At 62.6% G+C, this 16,973-nt stretch carries 15 protein-coding genes; 6 read left to right on the top strand and 9 right to left on the bottom strand.

The window, feature by feature from the left end:
• Window positions 1-41 precede the first annotated feature (41 nt).
• Window positions 42-1,100, top strand: coding sequence for a glycosyltransferase family 2 protein (locus QOV41_RS17760; protein ID WP_284578183.1), 1,059 nt, complete (start codon window positions 42-44; stop codon window positions 1,098-1,100).
• On the opposite strand, the gene QOV41_RS17755 is transcribed toward QOV41_RS17760, so the two are convergent.
• Window positions 1,089-2,369, bottom strand: coding sequence for a sensor histidine kinase (locus tag QOV41_RS17755; protein WP_284578182.1), 1,281 nt, complete (start codon window positions 2,367-2,369; stop codon window positions 1,089-1,091). The genes QOV41_RS17760 and QOV41_RS17755 overlap by 12 nt on opposite strands.
• Before the next feature lie 88 nt (window positions 2,370-2,457).
• On the opposite strand from QOV41_RS17755, the gene ppk2 reads away from it, so the two are divergent.
• Both ppk2 and QOV41_RS17745 read left to right on the top strand, forming a co-directional pair.
• Window positions 2,458-3,318, top strand: coding sequence for a polyphosphate kinase 2 (ppk2, locus tag QOV41_RS17750; RefSeq protein WP_284578181.1), 861 nt, complete (start codon window positions 2,458-2,460; stop codon window positions 3,316-3,318).
• An 80-nt stretch (window positions 3,319-3,398) separates the two neighbouring features.
• Window positions 3,399-4,163 (top strand): N-formylglutamate amidohydrolase, encoded by a 765-nt coding sequence (locus QOV41_RS17745; RefSeq protein WP_284578180.1) that lies wholly within the window; start codon window positions 3,399-3,401, stop codon window positions 4,161-4,163.
• Here QOV41_RS17745 and QOV41_RS17740 read toward each other — a convergent pair.
• Window positions 4,160-5,626 (bottom strand): mannitol dehydrogenase family protein, encoded by a 1,467-nt coding sequence (locus QOV41_RS17740; RefSeq protein WP_284581369.1) that lies wholly within the window; start codon window positions 5,624-5,626, stop codon window positions 4,160-4,162. The genes QOV41_RS17745 and QOV41_RS17740 overlap by 4 nt on opposite strands.
• Window positions 5,627-5,762: 136 nt before the next feature.
• Between QOV41_RS17740 and QOV41_RS17735 the strand changes: the two genes are divergently transcribed.
• Window positions 5,763-6,671: a sugar kinase gene (locus QOV41_RS17735; RefSeq protein ID WP_284578179.1), complete on the top strand. Its 909-nt coding sequence runs from the start codon at window positions 5,763-5,765 to the stop codon at window positions 6,669-6,671.
• Here the strand turns inward: QOV41_RS17735 and QOV41_RS17730 are convergent.
• The 5 genes from QOV41_RS17730 to QOV41_RS17710 all read right to left on the bottom strand — a co-directional run bounded on the left by QOV41_RS17730 (window position 6,664) and on the right by QOV41_RS17710 (window position 9,320).
• A complete protein-coding gene (locus QOV41_RS17730) occupies window positions 6,664-6,852 on the bottom strand; it encodes a hypothetical protein (protein WP_284578178.1) in 189 nt (62 codons plus the stop codon). The genes QOV41_RS17735 and QOV41_RS17730 overlap by 8 nt on opposite strands.
• 50 nt (window positions 6,853-6,902) lie before the next feature.
• On the bottom strand, window positions 6,903-7,448 hold the full coding sequence (locus tag QOV41_RS17725; RefSeq protein ID WP_284578176.1) for a DUF924 family protein: 546 nt from the start codon (window positions 7,446-7,448) through the stop codon (window positions 6,903-6,905).
• A gap of 58 nt (window positions 7,449-7,506) precedes the next feature.
• The gene (locus tag QOV41_RS17720) at window positions 7,507-8,424 is read right to left on the bottom strand and encodes a VOC family protein (protein ID WP_284578174.1); all 918 of its coding nucleotides are present in this window, start codon (window positions 8,422-8,424) and stop codon (window positions 7,507-7,509) included.
• 284 nt (window positions 8,425-8,708) lie between these two features.
• Window positions 8,709-8,963 carry a PilZ domain-containing protein gene (locus QOV41_RS19815; protein WP_350150127.1) on the bottom strand — a complete coding sequence of 85 codons (255 nt, stop codon included), beginning with the start codon at window positions 8,961-8,963 and terminating at the stop codon, window positions 8,709-8,711.
• Between the two features lie 84 nt (window positions 8,964-9,047).
• Complete coding sequence (locus tag QOV41_RS17710; RefSeq protein ID WP_284578172.1) at window positions 9,048-9,320, bottom strand: hypothetical protein; 273 nt, start codon at window positions 9,318-9,320, stop codon at window positions 9,048-9,050.
• Window positions 9,321-9,490: 170 nt separating this feature from the next.
• Here QOV41_RS17710 and QOV41_RS17705 point away from each other — a divergent pair, with 170 nt between their 5' ends.
• Window positions 9,491-13,177, top strand: coding sequence for a PAS domain S-box protein (locus tag QOV41_RS17705; RefSeq protein WP_284578170.1), 3,687 nt, complete (start codon window positions 9,491-9,493; stop codon window positions 13,175-13,177).
• 46 nt (window positions 13,178-13,223) lie between these two features.
• Here the strand turns inward: QOV41_RS17705 and QOV41_RS17700 are convergent, their stop codons facing one another.
• Together QOV41_RS17700 and QOV41_RS17695 are read right to left on the bottom strand one after the other, a co-directional pair.
• Complete coding sequence (locus tag QOV41_RS17700; RefSeq protein WP_284578169.1) at window positions 13,224-15,029, bottom strand: ABC transporter ATP-binding protein; 1,806 nt, start codon at window positions 15,027-15,029, stop codon at window positions 13,224-13,226.
• A 312-nt stretch (window positions 15,030-15,341) separates the two neighbouring features.
• Window positions 15,342-16,238, bottom strand: coding sequence for a lipid kinase (locus QOV41_RS17695; protein ID WP_284578168.1), 897 nt, complete (start codon window positions 16,236-16,238; stop codon window positions 15,342-15,344).
• Window positions 16,239-16,493: 255 nt separating this feature from the next.
• Between QOV41_RS17695 and QOV41_RS17690 the strand changes: the two genes are divergently transcribed.
• On the top strand, window positions 16,494-16,973 hold the full coding sequence (locus tag QOV41_RS17690) for a hypothetical protein (protein WP_284578166.1): 480 nt from the start codon (window positions 16,494-16,496) through the stop codon (window positions 16,971-16,973).

The following is a 16,973-nucleotide window of genomic DNA, read 5'->3' as shown; positions in this document are numbered from 1 at the left end:
GCCGCGATTATCCCGCCGACAAGCTCGACATCAAATTCGTGGTGGAAGCGACGTCGCCGGAGACCCTGGTAGCGGCAGCGGCCGAGCCGGACGATATCCGCTTCTCGCTGGTGGCGGTGCCCGACGCCATGCCGCGCACCAAGCCCAAGGCGCTCGACTATGTCTTGCCGCTCTGTCGCGGCGAGTTTGTGGTGGTGTATGACGCCGAGGATATTCCCGATCCTGACCAGTTGTGGAAAGCAGCCGCGCGCTTCCGTGACGCGCCGGATCTGGAATGCCTCCAAGCCCGGCTGGAGATCGACAATGGCCGTCAGAACTGGCTAACGGCGCTCTTCGCCGGAGAATATGCCGGGCTCTTCGGCGTGCTGTTGCCGGCACTGGCTCACTGGCGTATGCCGATGCCGCTGGGCGGCACCTCCAACCATTTCCGCCTGGCGACACTGCGGGAGCTGGGCGGCTGGGACGCCTTCAACGTCACCGAGGATGCCGATCTGGGCATGCGCATGGCGCGGCGTCGCATGCTGGTGGACTTGCTGGACTCCACCACCCACGAAACGGCACCGTTCCGGCTCCTACCCTGGATCGGGCAGCGGACGCGCTGGATGAAGGGCTGGATGCAAACCTTTATCGTGCACAATCGCGATCCGGGGAAGCTGCTGGCCGAGATGGGCCTACCCGCCATGGTTTGCTTCGAAGTGATGGTGCTGGGCATGATCCTGGCGCCCATCCTCCACACCGGCTTGGCGATGGTGGTGCTGGCGCGGCTGGTGACAGGACAGGCGCTGATCAGCCCCGACCTCTGGTCGGCGTTCTTTGTGGCGGTGCTGATGATCGGCTATGGCAGTGCGCTCGCCATAACGAGCGCCGGGCTCGCCCGCCGCAAGCGCCTCCACCTGGTCGCGCAGCAGATGCTGCTGCCGGTTTACTGGCTTCTGATGTCGCTAGCGACAATACGCGCGCTGCATGAATTGGTGGTGCGGCCGTTCCACTGGTTCAAGTCGCCGCACGAGCCGGTGAGGCCCGGAGACGGCGGTTCTGCCAGAAGCTGGTGGCTGAAAGGCCGGGCGCCTGCACCCGCGGAGGCTTCCTCAAGGCAGTAAGACTTCGACGCGCAGGCCCTCGCCGGGCTTGCTCTTGATGGTTAGCTGCCCGCGGTGGCGCTGAACGATGTGCTTGACGATGGCGAGGCCCAGCCCGGTGCCCTTTTTCTTGCGGCTGGCATCTGCGTCGATGCGGTAGAAGCGTTCGGTGAGGCGCGGTACATGCTCCGGCTCGACGCCGGGCCCATGATCGATCACCGTCACCTGATGCTGAAAGCCGGGCTTACCGGCGGGTTCCAGGCTGATTTCGACAGGCTTGCCCTCTCCGCCGTATTTGATGGCGTTTTCGAGCAGGTTCTCAAAGACTTCATAGAGCTGCCCCCGATCACCGGTCGTGGTGGTGGGGCCCTCGAACAGAGTCAGTCGGATTTCCACGTCCGAGGCCTTGGCCTGGATCGAAAGGCCCTCCCGGACTTCGCGCAGCAGGCCTGCTAGGTCAATGGTGGCTGTGGGTCTGACGTGCTGATGCATCTCGATGCGCGACAGCGATAGGAGATCATCGATGAGCTTGCTCATCCGCTCCGCCTGGCCCCGCATGATGCCAAGGAATTTCTCACGGGCGACTGCGTCCTTGGCGGCCGGCCCCAGCAGCGTATCGATGAAGCCCAAGAGGGAAGCCAGCGGGGTGCGCAGCTCATGGCTGGCATTGGCGATGAAGTCGGTCCGCAGCGCATCGACCCGCTTGAGTTCGGTTAGGCTTTGCACCGTGATGACCAGTTGGCGGTTGTCGTCGTTGAGCCACTCCACGCCTGCCCGGCGGAGCGGCGCCACCATGACCTTGTCCCAGGTTTCGGAGGGTACCGTTTCATGAAGTTCCACCGAGCGCGTTTCGCCGTTGCGGACAACGGCTTCGATCGCCTGCAGCAGTTCGGGATTGCGCAGAAAGAGCGTTATGGGGATGGCACGCGTCACGGCTGGGAACTGGCGCACGGCTGCGGCATTGGCGTGAACGACAACGGCACGACGATCAAGGATCATGCAGGGTTCGGTGAGCGCATCGGCGAAATCGGTAATGGCAGGCTGCTGCGGCTGCTGTTCGCGCTGCCGTTCGATGGTGCGGGTGATGGTGACGATGCCAGAGGGAATGACGGCGATTGCTGCGGCCGAAGCGATGAAGCCGACAACGGCGCCGCCTACGCTGAGATCTCCAAACAGCGCCAAAGCGAAGAAGATGCCGCCCAGCCCGGCAACCAGCCCCGCCTGCGCGACCATGCGGGCGGCTAGCGTCGACAGGCGATGGGATGGCTGGCTTGAACTGGGCTCGTCCATGTTCACTTTGCAGATCGGGGTGGTGCCGCGCCCCTTGCGGACGAGGCTAATCGTATAGCACGGTAAATATGACAACGGAGCAACAGGCGTGAGTGACCCTTTCGAGCAATTCGACATCGAGAACCCCGAGCTGCCAGCCTTCATCAAGGACGAGGCACTGACTTCGGGCGGCTACCCCTACGCGGACAAGCTCGACAAGAAGACCTATGAGGCGGAGATGTATGCTCTGCAGGTGCAGCTTGTGCGGCTTCAGGCGCATCTGGCGCAAAGCGGCGAACGCATCATGATTGTCTTCGAGGGACGCGATGCCGCCGGCAAAGGCGGAACCATCAAGCGCTATCTCGAAAACCTAAACCCACGCTACACCACCATCGCCGCTCTGCCCAAGCCCAACGATCGGGAGCGAACGCAGTGGTACTTCCAGCGTTATGTCGACTGGATGCCGGCAGCAGGGGAAACGGTGCTGTTTGACCGCTCCTGGTATAATCGGGCTGGCGTCGAGCGGGTTATGGGCTTTGCCACTCCCGAGGAGGTCGACCACTTTCTCGAAGAGGCGCCCGAGTTCGAGAAGCGGATTACCAAAGACGGCATTCATCTATTCAAGTTCTGGCTGTCGATCGGGCGCGAGATGCAGCTCCAGCGCTTCCACGATCGCCGCCACGATCCGCTCAAGCAGTGGAAGCTGTCGCCGATCGACCTCGAGGCACTGTCCAAGTGGGACGCCTATTCTGAAGCGCGCGACGAGATGCTGCGCCGGGCCGACTGCCCGCATGCACCCTGGACGATCATCAGGTCCAACGATAAGAAACGCGCCCGGCTCAATCTCATTCGCAGTGTCCTGTCGCGTCTGGACTATGCTGGCAAGGACGAAGAAGCGGTGGGGCATATCGACCGCAACATCGTGCTCAGTGCTAGCGGCTTCACCCAGCTTAGGCCCGGTGAACAATAGCGGCGGAGCAGCGTTGACACTCAACATGACAGGGGACTAGCAAGCCCTCGTCACCCTTCTCGCTCTGGAATTCACTCGACGTGCTGGCAGAAAAATCGGTGCTGGTCTCGAACGCACGGGGGCCCTCCCCTTTCGTCATTGTGTGCGACCACGCCTCCAACCACCTCCCGGCGCAATATGGCGATCTCGGCCTGACTCCGAGCCAACGGCTCAGTCACATCGCCTGGGATCCCGGGGCCCTCGCCGTCAGTCGTCACCTCTCGGAAATGCTGGACGCGCCGCTGGTGCAGTCGACCTTTTCTCGGCTGATCGTCGATCCCAACCGCTCCCTGGAAGCGCCGGACCTGATCTGGACCCTGTCGGAGGCAACCCGCATTCCGGGTAACGAGAACATCTCGGCCGAAGAACGGCAGTTCCGGATCGATCACTTCCACCGGCCTTACCATGCGTCTATCGAAACGCTGCTGGAGGCACGAAGGCATGCGGGGCAGGAGACCATTCTTGTGTGTATGCACTCCTTCACGCCGGTTTACCACGGCGTGGCGCGTCCATGGCCAATTGGCGTCATCCACGGAGTAGACATCCGCTTCACGCAAGCCTTCTTCGATGCCCTCCAGGCGGAGGACCCCGCCATGAATGTGGGCTGGAACCTGCCGTACGCCGCATTGCAGGGCATCACGCTCACCCTGGAACGGCATGGCGATGGACGCGGGCTCGAGGCCACCATGATCGAGATCAGGCACGACGAAATCCTCGATCCGACCGGCGTCAACTTCTGGTCCGGCCGGATCGCAACATGTTTGCAGACGGCGCGGCAGGCGCGCCGTAGCGAGCGGTTCGGCTAGCTCACAAGCTGCGCCACCGTCTCGGCGGCGCCCTGGTCAAATAGACTCTCGAGATGGCGGGTGACGGTGGACGCGAAGACTTCGTTGTCGGCCAAATCGCTGCCGAAGATCTCCGTCAGTGCCACGAGCCCGGTGAATAGAGCCTTGGGGTCGTCACCGGCGTCGGCCGCAATGGCGAGCATGCGCATAGCGAGCGGATCGCGCACGTCGATGTTCTCGCCCTTTTCGTCAACGCCGGTCACATAGCGCATCCAGGCGGCGACGCCGAGGCCCAGCCGGTCGATGGGCTGATTGGCCGCGAGCCGGTCGCGAATGGTGCCGAGCAGGCGCTGCGGCAGCTTCTGGCTGCCATCCATGGCGATCTGCCAGGTGCGGTGCTGGAGGGCCGGATTGCGGAAGCGGTCAAGCAGCTGGTCCCGATAGGAGCCCAGGTCCACCCCTTCCATGTGGAGGGTAGGCATGACCTCTTCGGTCATCAGGCCATGGATGAGCTTGACGTAGTTGTCGTCGCCCATAACGTCAGAAATGTATTCGTAACCAGCGAGATAGCCGAGATATGCCATGCTCGAATGGCTGCCATTGAGCATGCGCAGCTTCATGCGTTCGAACGGCTCGACATCGTTGACCAGCTGGGCGCCGACTGTCTCGAAAGGCGGGCGGCCCTGGGGAAAATTGTCCTCGATCACCCATTGGGTGAAGGGCTCGGTCATGATCGGCCAGGCGTCTTCGGCCCCGATGAGCTCGGCAACAGCGGCGCGGTCGGCGTCGGTCGTGGAGGGGACGATGCGGTCCACCATGGTGCCGGGAAAGGCCACTTCCTCGGCAACCCAGGCGCCCAGAGCCTCCTCGCGCAGCAGCGCAAACCGCGAAACGATGCGACGGACTGTTGCACCGTTGGACGGCAAATTGTCACAACTCATCACCGCGAAGGGGGCAATTCCGTTGTTGCGCCGGCGCGTGAGGGCTTCGACCAGCATGCCGGGTGCCGAACTGGGCGCACTCGGGTTGGCGAGGTCGTGGACGATGTCGGGATGATTTTCGTCAAGCTCGCCGGTTGCGGGGTCATGGCAGTAGCCCTTTTCAGTGACCGTCAGCGAGACGATGCGGATCTGAGGGTCGGCCAGAAGGGCCAGCAGGTCCTCGCGCTCAGTATTGGCATCGAGCACATCGAGGATGGAGCCGATGATGCGGGGGTGGGTGCCGGCAGCATCGCGGACGGCGACCGTATAGAGCCCTTCCTGTGGCGCAAGGGCCTCCTTGGTGTCGGGGCGGCGGAGGCTGGCCCCGACAATAGCCCAGTCGGAGTGCTCTCCCAGGAGGTCGTCGACGTAAACAGCCATGTGCGCGCGATGGAAAGCGCCGATGCCCAGATGGACGATGCCGGGGGTGATCTTGCTGCGATCATAGGCAGGAAGGGCAAGACCTGAATGGGGCTGGGCGAGGATGGTGGCGCTGAGGCGCATCATGGGCAGAAAGTCTCCGAGCAAATCGGGGGCACCATAATGCCTCCTGAACTTGTATGGAAGATGCAGCAGAGGGCTTGCGAGTGGCTTGGCTTTACCGGCATAAGCCTTCGGCAAGCAAGCGGGGGCAACCAGAGTGGCACAGCGTTTCGTCAGCATCGGGGAATGCATGATCGAGATGAGTGGGGGCGAAGACCGCCTCTACCGGTTGGGCTACGCTGGCGATACGCTCAACACCGCCTGGTATATGCGTGCCCTGCTGGGCGAGGATTGGTCCGTCGACTATTTCACCGGGTTGGGCCAAGATCGCTATTCCGGCGATATCCGCGCCTTTCTCGAAGCCAACCGCATCGGTACGCGTCATATCCGCACCGTGCCCGAGCGGCGGCCCGGCCTCTACATGATCCATCAAGAGGGTGGCGACCGGCACTTCACCTATTGGCGCGACACTTCCGCGGCCAAGCTGCTTGCCGAGGACAAGAACGCCCTTCATGCAGCCGTGGAAGGCGCGGCGATGGTGTATTTCTCGGGGATTACGCTGGCAATCCTGGCGCCGCGGGCCCGTGGCCGGCTGCTCGGGTCCATCGTCAAAGCGCGCGACAATGGCGCCCGGATCGCGTTCGACACCAATTTGCGGCCGGCCCTGTGGAGCAGTCCGCGGGTTATGGCCTCGGTCCTTACGGCCGCAGCCAGTCTTTGCGACATCGTGCTGCCCACCCATACCGACGAGGCGCCCCTGTTCGGCGATCGCTCGATCGACAATACGGCCGATCGGTATCTGGAACTGGGTGTCGAGGAAGTGGTGGTCAAAGATGGCCCGGGCGAAGCGCTGATCGCTACTGCGACGGACCGGGTGCGGGTCGCGCCGACGCCAGCCCGCAGCGTGGTCGATGCGACGGGGGCGGGCGACAGCTTCAATGGAGGCTACCTCTCGGCGCGGCTCGCCGGCAAGTCGCTCGTCGAGGCTGCGGAGGCGGGACATCGCGTCGCCGGCATCGTCATCGAGCACAAGGGCGCGTTGATTGAGCCTAAGCTGCTTACCTAGGCCGCTCGGGGTCGCGGTCCTCGACCTTATATTCCCTGACCGTTCCGGCATCCCTGGCGGCATGTTCACCGCGGGTGAGCTTGCGGTTGCGCATGATGCCGAAAACGGCTGCCAATCCGAGCACGACAACGCCAACAGTTAAGAGAATGAGCCAAAGGCTCGGTCCGGCGATGGTTTCCATGCTGTAGTCTCCTTTCCGGTTCAACGGGAAAGGAAAGGTCATGGTTGCGATCAGAAGGCCCGATCGCCCGCGTCGGCCATATAGGCCTCCTCTTCGGCAGTCGACTGCCGTCCGAGTGCCGCATTGCGGAAGGGGAAGCGGCCGAAGCGCTCGATGGCGTGGAGGTGCTTGAGCATATAGTCGAGCTGCTCGGCATCCCCCAGGCCCTGGTAGAGGCGCACGCCCTCACGCTGGATTACGAGGGACTCGGCATGCATATAGGGTAGATAGAAAAAGCCGCGCCAGGCGGCATCGACATGGTGGTCGGCGTCGTCGGCAATCGCCTCCTGCGCCAACACCAGGGCCATGCCGTCCTGCGCGAAGGCGCGTGGTGACTGGCGGAACAGCTGCCGCGAGAATTGGTCTAGGACGATGATTTCCGCAAGGCGACCCGCCGGCGTACGCCGCCATTCCCAGGCTTCGCCCTTGGCGACATGGGTGTGGGTTTCGGCGAAACGCTCGGCGATCTTGGCGTCGAACTCGGGCTTGCCGGCAAACCAATCGTCCGGCCCGTGCTGTTGGAACCAGAAATGGATGACGTCCTCGGCACTGTGCATGTCATTGTCCTTTCGCCTGCAAGCACGCTAACCCATAAAGCCGGCGCTGGTCGATGCTTCAGGCGAGCAGGAGGCGCAGCCGGTTGCCGAACGGGTCCTCGGTTTCGAAGCCACCCGTGACCTCACTTAGGGGCGCACCGGCGCCTGAGAGGCGTTGGCGCACGGCCGCTAGGCCCTCGGCGTCGGGCAAGACCAACGTAAACCAGCGCAATCCGGCAGAACCAGCAGGTGGCAGGCTCGCTGAGGTACCCGACCAGATGTTGAAGGCAATGGTGTGCGGCATGTAGTCGAGCCCCACATCGCCCATGCCGAAGGAGTGGATCAAAAGGAATCCCGCAAAGCCGACCACGTCCCGATAAAAGGTCATGGCGCCGGCAAGGTCGGTGACATGCAGATGCACGTGACCGATGCGCGTGCCCGCCGGCATGTGGGCCGCGAGCACGGGCTGGGGACCGAGTTCGGCAAGCAGGCCATCAAGGTCGATGGGATCGCGGCCGGAATGGGGCTGCCCACCGGCCGTGATGGCGTAGAAGCCCTTGTCGGGGTCGCCGAGCGTGCCGCGCCAGGGCGTTTCGAAGGTGATCTCGATGCCATTGCCATCGAAATCCCAGAGATAGATTGCTTCGGAAACCAGATGATCGGTCGGCGCAATGCGTACATTGCGCTGGAGGGCCCGTACGGCCATCTGCGCCAGATCGGCGCGATGCGGCACATGGATCGCCAGGTGATAGAGGCCGATGCTGCCCGGCACCACCGGACGCGTCGCACCCGTCTCGAGCACGATCAGCGGCTTGCCACCAGCGCCCAGGACCAGCTCGCCTCCTCGCTCATTTAAAAGCTCCAAACCCACGACATCCTGCCAGATGGAGAGGGCGCGGACGCGGTCGGTCACCGCCAAACGCACCGGGCCCAGCGTGGTGGTCAGCGGCAGCAGGGGCTGCGAGCGGATGTCGGTTTGCACACTGGCGTCGATCATGAGGCATTGTCCCGAAAGGGCGACGGATTTCTCAACGAACCGCGCCAACTGGTGCAAAGGTAGTATCGAGCAGTGACGGGGCCTAGCAGAACTCAGCGGACGCACTGGTCGGCATTCGGCAACGAAGAGCGGGCAAAGAAAAGCCCCGGCCGTGTGCATCGACCGGGGCAAAAGTCTTTGGAGGTCACAGGGGCAAACCTGTTCACGATTAACTCGCTGTTAAGGAGCTCGTTCCCGTCGTTTCGATCACGAAATCGAGCGCAACGAAAAAAGTTGACGTGGCGCTAAGGGAGGAAAGCCAGGCCGAGGGCGCCATCGCGACGCCATACTACTCGGCAGGGTTGCAGCTGGTGCTGTGGCATCAGCATGTAGAACGTCTCGGGGAGCTTGTGATCGGGGGATATGTCGACCTTGGCGCCGCTCTCGGACACGTTGCGGACGTGAGCGGAAACGCGGGCGCAGCCCTCGTCGAAGACGGCGGTCGCTGAAAGATCAACTCTCCGCCGTGCAGCCGCTCGACGCTCTGACGGTGCTCGCATTCGCATCCCCTGTCACTCGGCACTTAGCCTACGCCTGACCGGTCAATGAAGGCTTGCGTGGATCGCTAAAGCTTTAACGAACGGCTACACACGGCTGGGAGAATAGGACGGCGGATCGCTGGCTGGGAACGACTCGTCGGAGGCTTCATCGACCTTATCCCAATCGAGGTCCTCGCCATCCTGCATGCTTGCGGGCCCGGCATTGCGGACGGTGCCATAGACGTTTGCTCGCACCTCGGCGGCCGGATCATCGTGGGCAATCGCTGTATGGTGACGCGGCGACTTTGTCTGGCTGCGCTGCTGCTGCGTACGAACCAGTGCGAAAGCGCCGGCACCAATGGCGGCTGCCAGGATCATTAAGGATGCTCGCATTCTGTCCCCATCTGCCCTGCGTCCAGTTTCGTCCCGCAGGAACAAAAGCGCGGCCACATAGTTCCACCGGACCGGGAGAAGAACTTGCTGCGACAGACCTCTATCAGTACATCGCAGCAGGCGGGTAGCCGACGAAATAAAGGGTAGCGAACTAGGTGTCAGAATCCATCGACGGATCGGCCGGCGGGCCATTGGCCGCCGCGGGTGCAGGGGCAAAGGCGCTTCTGTACAGCATAGACTGGGCGACCCATGATCTGGGCGACCCTGCCGATTGGCCGATAACGCTCCAGAGCTATCTCCATCTTATTCTAGCGGCCCGGCAGCCCATGTTCATTGCGTGGGGACCGCATCTCACCTTTCTCTACAACGATGCCTATGCTCCCATTCTGGGCAAGAAGCATCCCGCCGCCATGGGGCGTCCCTTTCCCCACGTGTGGAGCGACATCTGGGAACAGATCGGACCCATCGTGGAGCGCACGCTGGCCGGAGAGGGAAGCTGGTACGAGAACCTGCTGATCCCCATGCAGCGCAAGGGCTATCTGGAGGAAGCCTGGTTCAGCTTTTCCTACACGCCCATCTACGATGGTTCCGAGATCGTCGGCATGATCTGCGCGGCAACGGAAACCACCGAAACAGTGCTGGCGGCACGGACGCATCAGTTCCATTTGGACCTTGAAGCGCAGCTGCGCGAACTCAGCGACCCCGCCGACATCATAGCCACGGCGCAGCGGGCGCTGGGAGAGTACCTGCAGGTGAGCCGGGTCGGCTATGGCGAGGTGGAAGAGAGCGAGCGCTATTTCACCACCGCCAACAACTGGACCAATGGCAGCGTCGGCCACCACAATGGCACGCATGACCTTGCCGGGTTCGGCCCTGAAGTTCATGCTGCGCTCAAGCGCGGCGACGCCCTGGTGGTTCGAGACGTCACGACCGACCCCCGCACCGCGACGCCGGAGATCATCGCCGCCTTCAGTGCGATCGAGATGGCGACAGCCATCACGGCGAGCCTGATCAAGAACGAGCGCATGATTGCGGCGCTTTATGTGCATGATCATCGGCCGCGCAACTGGAGCGACGAACAAGTCAAACTGGTGCAGGACGTGGCCGAGCGTACCTGGTCGGCGGTGGAGCGTGCCCGCGCCCAGGCTGCGCAGAAATCGGCTGAGCAGCGCATAGCCGACGTTCTGGAAAGCATGGGCGAGGCTTTCCTGCTGCTGGATGCGGACTTCAGGATCGTTGAAATCAACCCGGAAGGGCTGCGCAGCGATGGCCGCTCGCGCGGTGAGGTTCTCGGACGCTCGCACTGGGAAGTGTGGCCTGGATCAGAAGAGACCGAACTTGGCCGCGCCTATAAGCAAGCCTTTGCGAGCCAGCAGCCGGCCAGCCTAGAGCATTGCTATGAATGGCCGGACGGGCGCATGGCTTGGTTCGAAATTCGTGCCTATCCCGCCACCGACGGGCTGGCCCTCTTCTACCGCGATATTACCCAGCAACGCGCCGTCCGCGATGCGCTCCGCGCCTCCGAGGAACGACTGCGGGACATCACCGATGCCGTGCCTATCCTGCTCTCCTATGTCGACGCCGAGCAGCGCTTCCGGTTCGTCAACAAGCCTTATGAAACCTGGTTCAACCGCCCGCGCGAGCAATTGCTCGGGGCGAGGCTGGTCGACGTCATGGGGGAGGAAGTGTTTTCGGCGCGCCGTCCATATGTCGAGCGCGCACTGGCCGGGGAAACGGTGCACTACGACATCGACATGCCCCGTCCCGAAGGAGCGGTGCATACGACCATCCTCCACATCCCACACCGCAATGAGGAGGGGGAGGTCGATGGTTTTTATGCAGTCGTGCAAGACATTTCCGACCGCAAGCGTACGGAAGATGCACTGCGACAGAGCGAGGACCGCTTTCGCAAACTGACCGAGTTGTCGCCGGCGATTGTATGGTTCGGCAATCAGGATGGCACGCTGAGCTATATCAACGAGCGCTGGTCTGAATTTTCGGGGCAAGCCTTGGATGAAGCACTGCCGGATGGGTGGATCGAGATCATCCATCCCGAAGACCGGGATGCCCTCCTCGCCACCTGGAATAATGCACGACAGCGGGGAGACCTCTATGAGATCGAGGCGCGTTTGCGCCGCCGAGACGGCAGCTACCGCTGGTTCCTGATCCGGGCCCAGCCCATCGTCAGCGAAGTCGACGGCCAGGTCAGCTGGCTCGGGCTCAACGCCGACATCAACGACATGGTGGCTGCACGCGAGGAACTATCGCGCTCGCGGTCGGCGCTCGAAGACGCCAATCGGGAACTCCACGCCAATGTGCAGGCCCGCACCCGCGACCACGACCGGCTGTGGCGCATCTCGCAGGAGCTGATGCTGGTGGCCGATTACGAGGGCATCATCACCTCGGTTAATCCGACCGCCAAGCGCCTGCTGAACTGGGACGAGCACGAGATGGTGGGGCGATCCATCGCAGAGTTCATCCACCCTGAAGACATCGCCAGCACCGCTGCAGAGGTGGGAAAGCTCGGCCAGGGGCAGACCACCCTCGCCTTCGAGAACCGCTATCGCCACCGCGACGGCAGCTATCGCACGCTGAGCTGGACTGCCGTGCCCTATGAAGAGCACATCCATGCCGTGGCGCGCGATGTCACCGATGAAAAAGACGCGCGCGAAGCCTTGAGACAGACCGAAGAGGCCTTGCGCCAGGCGCAGAAGATGGAAGCGGTGGGGCAGCTGACGGGCGGCATTGCGCACGATTTCAATAATTTGCTGCAGGGTATCGTCGGCTCGCTCGACATTGCGCAGCGCCGGATTGCGCAGGGCCGCACCGGCGAGGTCGACCGTTTCCTCAGCGCCGCCACGACGACGGCCAATCGCGCCGCTGCATTGACGCACCGGCTCCTGGCCTTTTCGCGCCGGCAGCCGCTGGATCCAAGGCCGGTGAAATCTAACCATCTCGTCAGCCAGATGGAAGATTTGCTGCGCCGCACCATGGGGGAGAATATCGAGCTCGAAATGGTGTTGGCGGGTGGGCTCTGGACCACACGCTGCGACCCGCACCAACTCGAGAGCGCCATTCTCAACCTCGCCATCAATGCGCGGGACGCCATGCCGATGGGTGGCAAGCTCACCATCGAGACCTGCAATGCCCATCTCGACAATGCCTATGCGGCGCGGGATCGTGAGGTAAAGCCGGGGCAGTATGTGTGCATCTGCGTCACTGATACGGGCACCGGCATGTCGGCCGATACAATTGCCAAGGCGTTCGAGCCGTTCTTCACCACCAAGCCAATCGGCCAGGGCACTGGTCTGGGGCTGTCGATGATCTATGGCTTTGCGCGCCAGTCCGAGGGCTATGCCAAGATCTATAGCGAGGTCGGCACCGGCACGACCGTAAAGCTCTATCTGCCGCGCTTTTATGGCGAAGGCGAGGATGCCGAGGACCTGCCGCTCCTGACCGAGGAGCACCAGTCGCATGCCGGGGAAACCGTGCTGGTGATCGAGGACGAGTCCGTGGTGCGCGACCTCGTGGTCGAGGTGCTGACCGAACTTGGCTACACGGCCATCGAAGCCAGCGAAGGGCCTTCCGGGCTCGCCATCCTCCAATCCAAGCGCAAGATCGACCTGTTGATCACCGATATCGGCTTGCCCGGTCTCAACGGAAGGCAGGTAGCGGATGCGGCGCGGCAGCAGCGCCCCGAGCTCAGGATCCTGTTCATGACCGGCTATGCCGAGAACGCGACCTTGGCATCGGGTTTCCTCGAGCCGGGCATGCAAATGATCACCAAACCTTTCCCCATGGAAACGCTGGCGAGTCGCATCCGCGAGATGATCGAGGGTTGATGCCTTCAACGACCTCCCCCTCGTGAGGGGGAGGTCAACTTTTATCTCAAGCGACGAGCCCCTTGGTCAGCTCCAGCGCCTGACGTTCGAAGAGGCGGCGATAAATGCCACCCTTGAGGGTGATCAGCGCGGCATGATCGCCCTCCTCGACAATCTTGCCCTTGTCGAAAACCAGCAGGCGATCGAGGGCACGAACCGTCGAGAGCCGATGCGCGACGACCAGGGTAGTGCGGCCGACCATCAGCCGCTCCATCGCCTCCTGAATCTGCACCTCGCTCTCGCTGTCGAGGCTGGAGGTCGCCTCATCCAGGATGAGGATTGGTGCGTTGGCGAGGAATGCGCGGGCGATCGCAACCCGCTGGCGTTCGCCACCCGAGAGCTTCACGCCGCGCTCACCCACCAGGGTCTCGTAGCCCTTGGGCAGACCAAGGATGAAGTCGTGGGCGTTGGCCTGAAAAGCGGCTTCCTCGATCTCGGCGCGGGAGGCGGATGGACGAGCATAGGCGATGTTCTCGGCCAGCGTTCGATGAAACAGGATCGGCTCCTGCTGGACAATGGCGATCTGGCTGCGCAAAGCGGCCTGTTGCACCTCCGCGATGTTCTGCCCATCGATAAGGATACGCCCATCGGTGACGTCATAGAGCCGCTGGATCAGCTTCACGAAAGTGGTCTTACCCGACCCCGAATGGCCTACCAAGCCAACCCGCTCGCCAGGCGCGATCCGCACCGAGAAATCCCGATAAAGCGGCGTCTGGTGCGCGCCATAGCGGAAGGTGACGTGGTCGAAGGCGATCTCGCCTTGCGTGATGCGGATCGGCCTGGCACCGGGTTGATCGTCGACACCCAGGGACTGGCTTTCGAGCCCCACCAATTCCTCCATGTCGTTGACCGAGCGCTGGAGGTTGCGGATGTGCATGCCAACATCGCGCAGATGGCCCTGCAGGACAAAGAACATCGACAGCACGAAGGTAATGTCACCCGCGCTGGCGGCGCCCTGCTGCCAGAGGATCAATCCCGTTCCCAGGATGCCGGCCTGCATCATGATCATCATCAGACCTTGCAGGCCGCCATTGAGCGTGCCGCGACGCCAAAGCCGGCGCGTGCGGTGGCGCCACTTGTCGACGACACGGGTAAGCCGGTCTTCCTCGCGCGACTCGGCACCGAAAGCCTTGACGACGGAATTGCAGCTCACCGCATCGGCCAGCGCTCCACCCAGCTTGGTGTCCCAAGCATTGGCGAGCGTCGCGGCCGGGGCGACAAAGCCCATGGAGACCGCAACGGTGACAGCGATGTAGATGATGGAACCCAGACCCACCACCAGACCCATGACCGGCCACTGCCAGCCGAGCAGGAGCGTTGCCCCCACCAGCATGACGAAGCTGGGCAAGAGTGCCACCAGCAGCGTGTCGTTGAGCAGGTCGAGCGCCCACATGCCGCGGGTGATCTTGCGGACGGTGGAGCCGGCGAAGCTGTTGGCATGCCAATCGGTGGAGAACCGCTGCACGCGGTGAAAGGAGTTGCCGGCGATGCGGCTCATCATCACCAGGGTCAGCCGGATGATCCCCAGAAAGGTGAACTGCCGCAGCACCACCGAGGTGATGCCCAACAAGATGATGACGCTTAACGCCGTAACGGCACTGCCCCGGACGGTGTCGTCGGCCGAACCACCACTGGCGATGGCGTCAACCAATTGTCCGGCAAAGAGCGGCGTCAGCACTTCGGCAATAGTGGCGCCCATCACCAGGATGGCAATGAGGACGACGAGCCAGCGTTGCTGGCGCCAATGGCGGAACGTGAACCCGAGCACATCGCGGAACGCGTCGGCGCGGAAATCGAGCTTCTTGCGACTCATATGTCAGCCCGGTGCCGTTCTCCGGCAAACCGGCCCTCGAAAAGGAGAGATTGAAAAAGCCACAACCGGAGCGGGAGAGTAAATGATCCCGCAAGATCGAGATGGTCGTGGAGGGAAACCGCTGGGCGGCAGGCCTAAATGGCGTGCTGCCTAAGGCAGGTGGTCAACCGCGAGGGTTGCCTGCGGGAAGCTCGATGAATGCTGCCATACAACGCCTCCCCTTGGTTCGATCTGAAGCGGTAGAGGTTTTGTAAAGAGTTGACGCGGCTTTGCCAAGACGGTTTTTCACGGACGCGTGAGGAAGGGTAGAGATTACTTCCCGACAGGCGCGAAGACTTCGATGGCCTTGGGGCGAATGACGAAGTGTGCGGGGGTGTGGGTGACGATATCCCCGTCGGTGTTGATAGGCTTGGGTTGGCGAGTGCGGATGTCGAACTCGGTGCTTTTGTTGGTGCGGACCTCATCCCAGAGGCCATGCTCACCGCGACGGAAAGCGCCGAGCATGAGGACGAACTTCCAGACATTCTTGAGCTCGAGGCTATAGAGATCGAGGTGCCCATCCTCGATGGTGGCATCGGAGTGGATGACCGAGCCGCCGCCATAGTGGACGCCATTGCCCACGGCGATCTGCAAGGTCTTGACCGTCACCCGACCGGCATCGCTGAAGATTTCGGCAGTGAAGGGGCGCGCCTTGAGCATCACCTTGAGCGCGGCAAGGCTATAGCCCAGCTTGCCCCAACGGCGTTTCACCTCGGGCGTGAGACCGCGGGCGAGATCGGCACCGACGCCCATGCTGGCGACGTTGAAGAAGGGGTGGCCATTGACCTCGCCCAGATCGATGCGGCTGGTATGCCCGGCGATGACGACATCCGCGGCGCGACCGAGATCATCGGGGATGCCCAGAGTTCGCGCCAGATCGTTGGCGGTGCCCATGGGCATGATCCCGATGGGCAAGCCGGTTTCGAGCACGCCCTTAGCGGCCGAATTGATGGTGCCGTCGCCGCCGCAAACGATCACCAGATCGGCCTCATGGCGGCGGCGGGCGATGTCGGCAGAGACCTCGTCGGGCGTGGCGAAGCGTTCGATGACCGCATCCACCCCACCGTTGCGCAGGCGCTCGACTACCCCCTCAAGCGCCTCGGTCCCCCGCCGGGCGTTGGGATTGACCAGCATGAGGGCGCGGCGTCGGGCGGGTGGCGGGGTGGTCATGGTCGATCCCGAGGAGGTTCACTGCTCCTCGACATGGACCTCCCGCGTCACGCGTGCAAGCCCCACAACATGACGTTTCGGTAAGGCTTGGCGGCGTGCCAGCTTATTGCTTGGGCAGCAGATCGCGGGTGGTAAACTCAACGTAGGCGACGGCACCGGCAAATGTGCGGCATTATGTAGGAAACGCATGTAGTCTGATATTCAGGTGTCCTCTCGAGCATGGCAGCATTCCGGCGTCACGGTCAGGAGTCCCCAATGCCCGAACTACAGGTCATCAATACGCTGAATACGAAGGCTGACGATCTGAGGAGCCATATCGTACGTCTAGAACGCGAGTTGGAGCAGACGAAGGCCGCCCTGTCGCACGTCCTGGCGACGATGCACATGTTCCAGCCTCCACGGGCCGGAGAAGAATTCCCGACGCATTACAACATGGCGCAGCTCTTCAAGCGCCGAGAGATCGTGAGTTACTGCACAGAGGCGCTGCAGGCTGGTCCGCTGGATACACGCCAGCTGTCTGACTGGATCATCGACAGGAAGGAATTTCCCAATCCCGACCGACATCTGAAGACGTCAGTCGCGTTCCGCGTCGTTCAGGCACTGAGACTGCAGGAGAAGCGAGGCGGTCGTATCCAGCGGATCGGCAAGGTGTCGAACGTGGTAGTGTGGAAGCTTGCCGATCATACAGGACAACGCCACCATCAAGGTGCCTTGGCGGGCCAGGATCACGAATGA

This window comes from Devosia sp. RR2S18, from assembly GCF_030177755.1.
Taxonomy (GTDB): Bacteria; Pseudomonadota; Alphaproteobacteria; order Rhizobiales; family Devosiaceae; genus Devosia; species Devosia rhizosphaerae.
The sequence above is the reverse complement of the archived record's forward strand: the minus strand, read 5'-3'. Positions and strand labels throughout refer to the sequence as shown.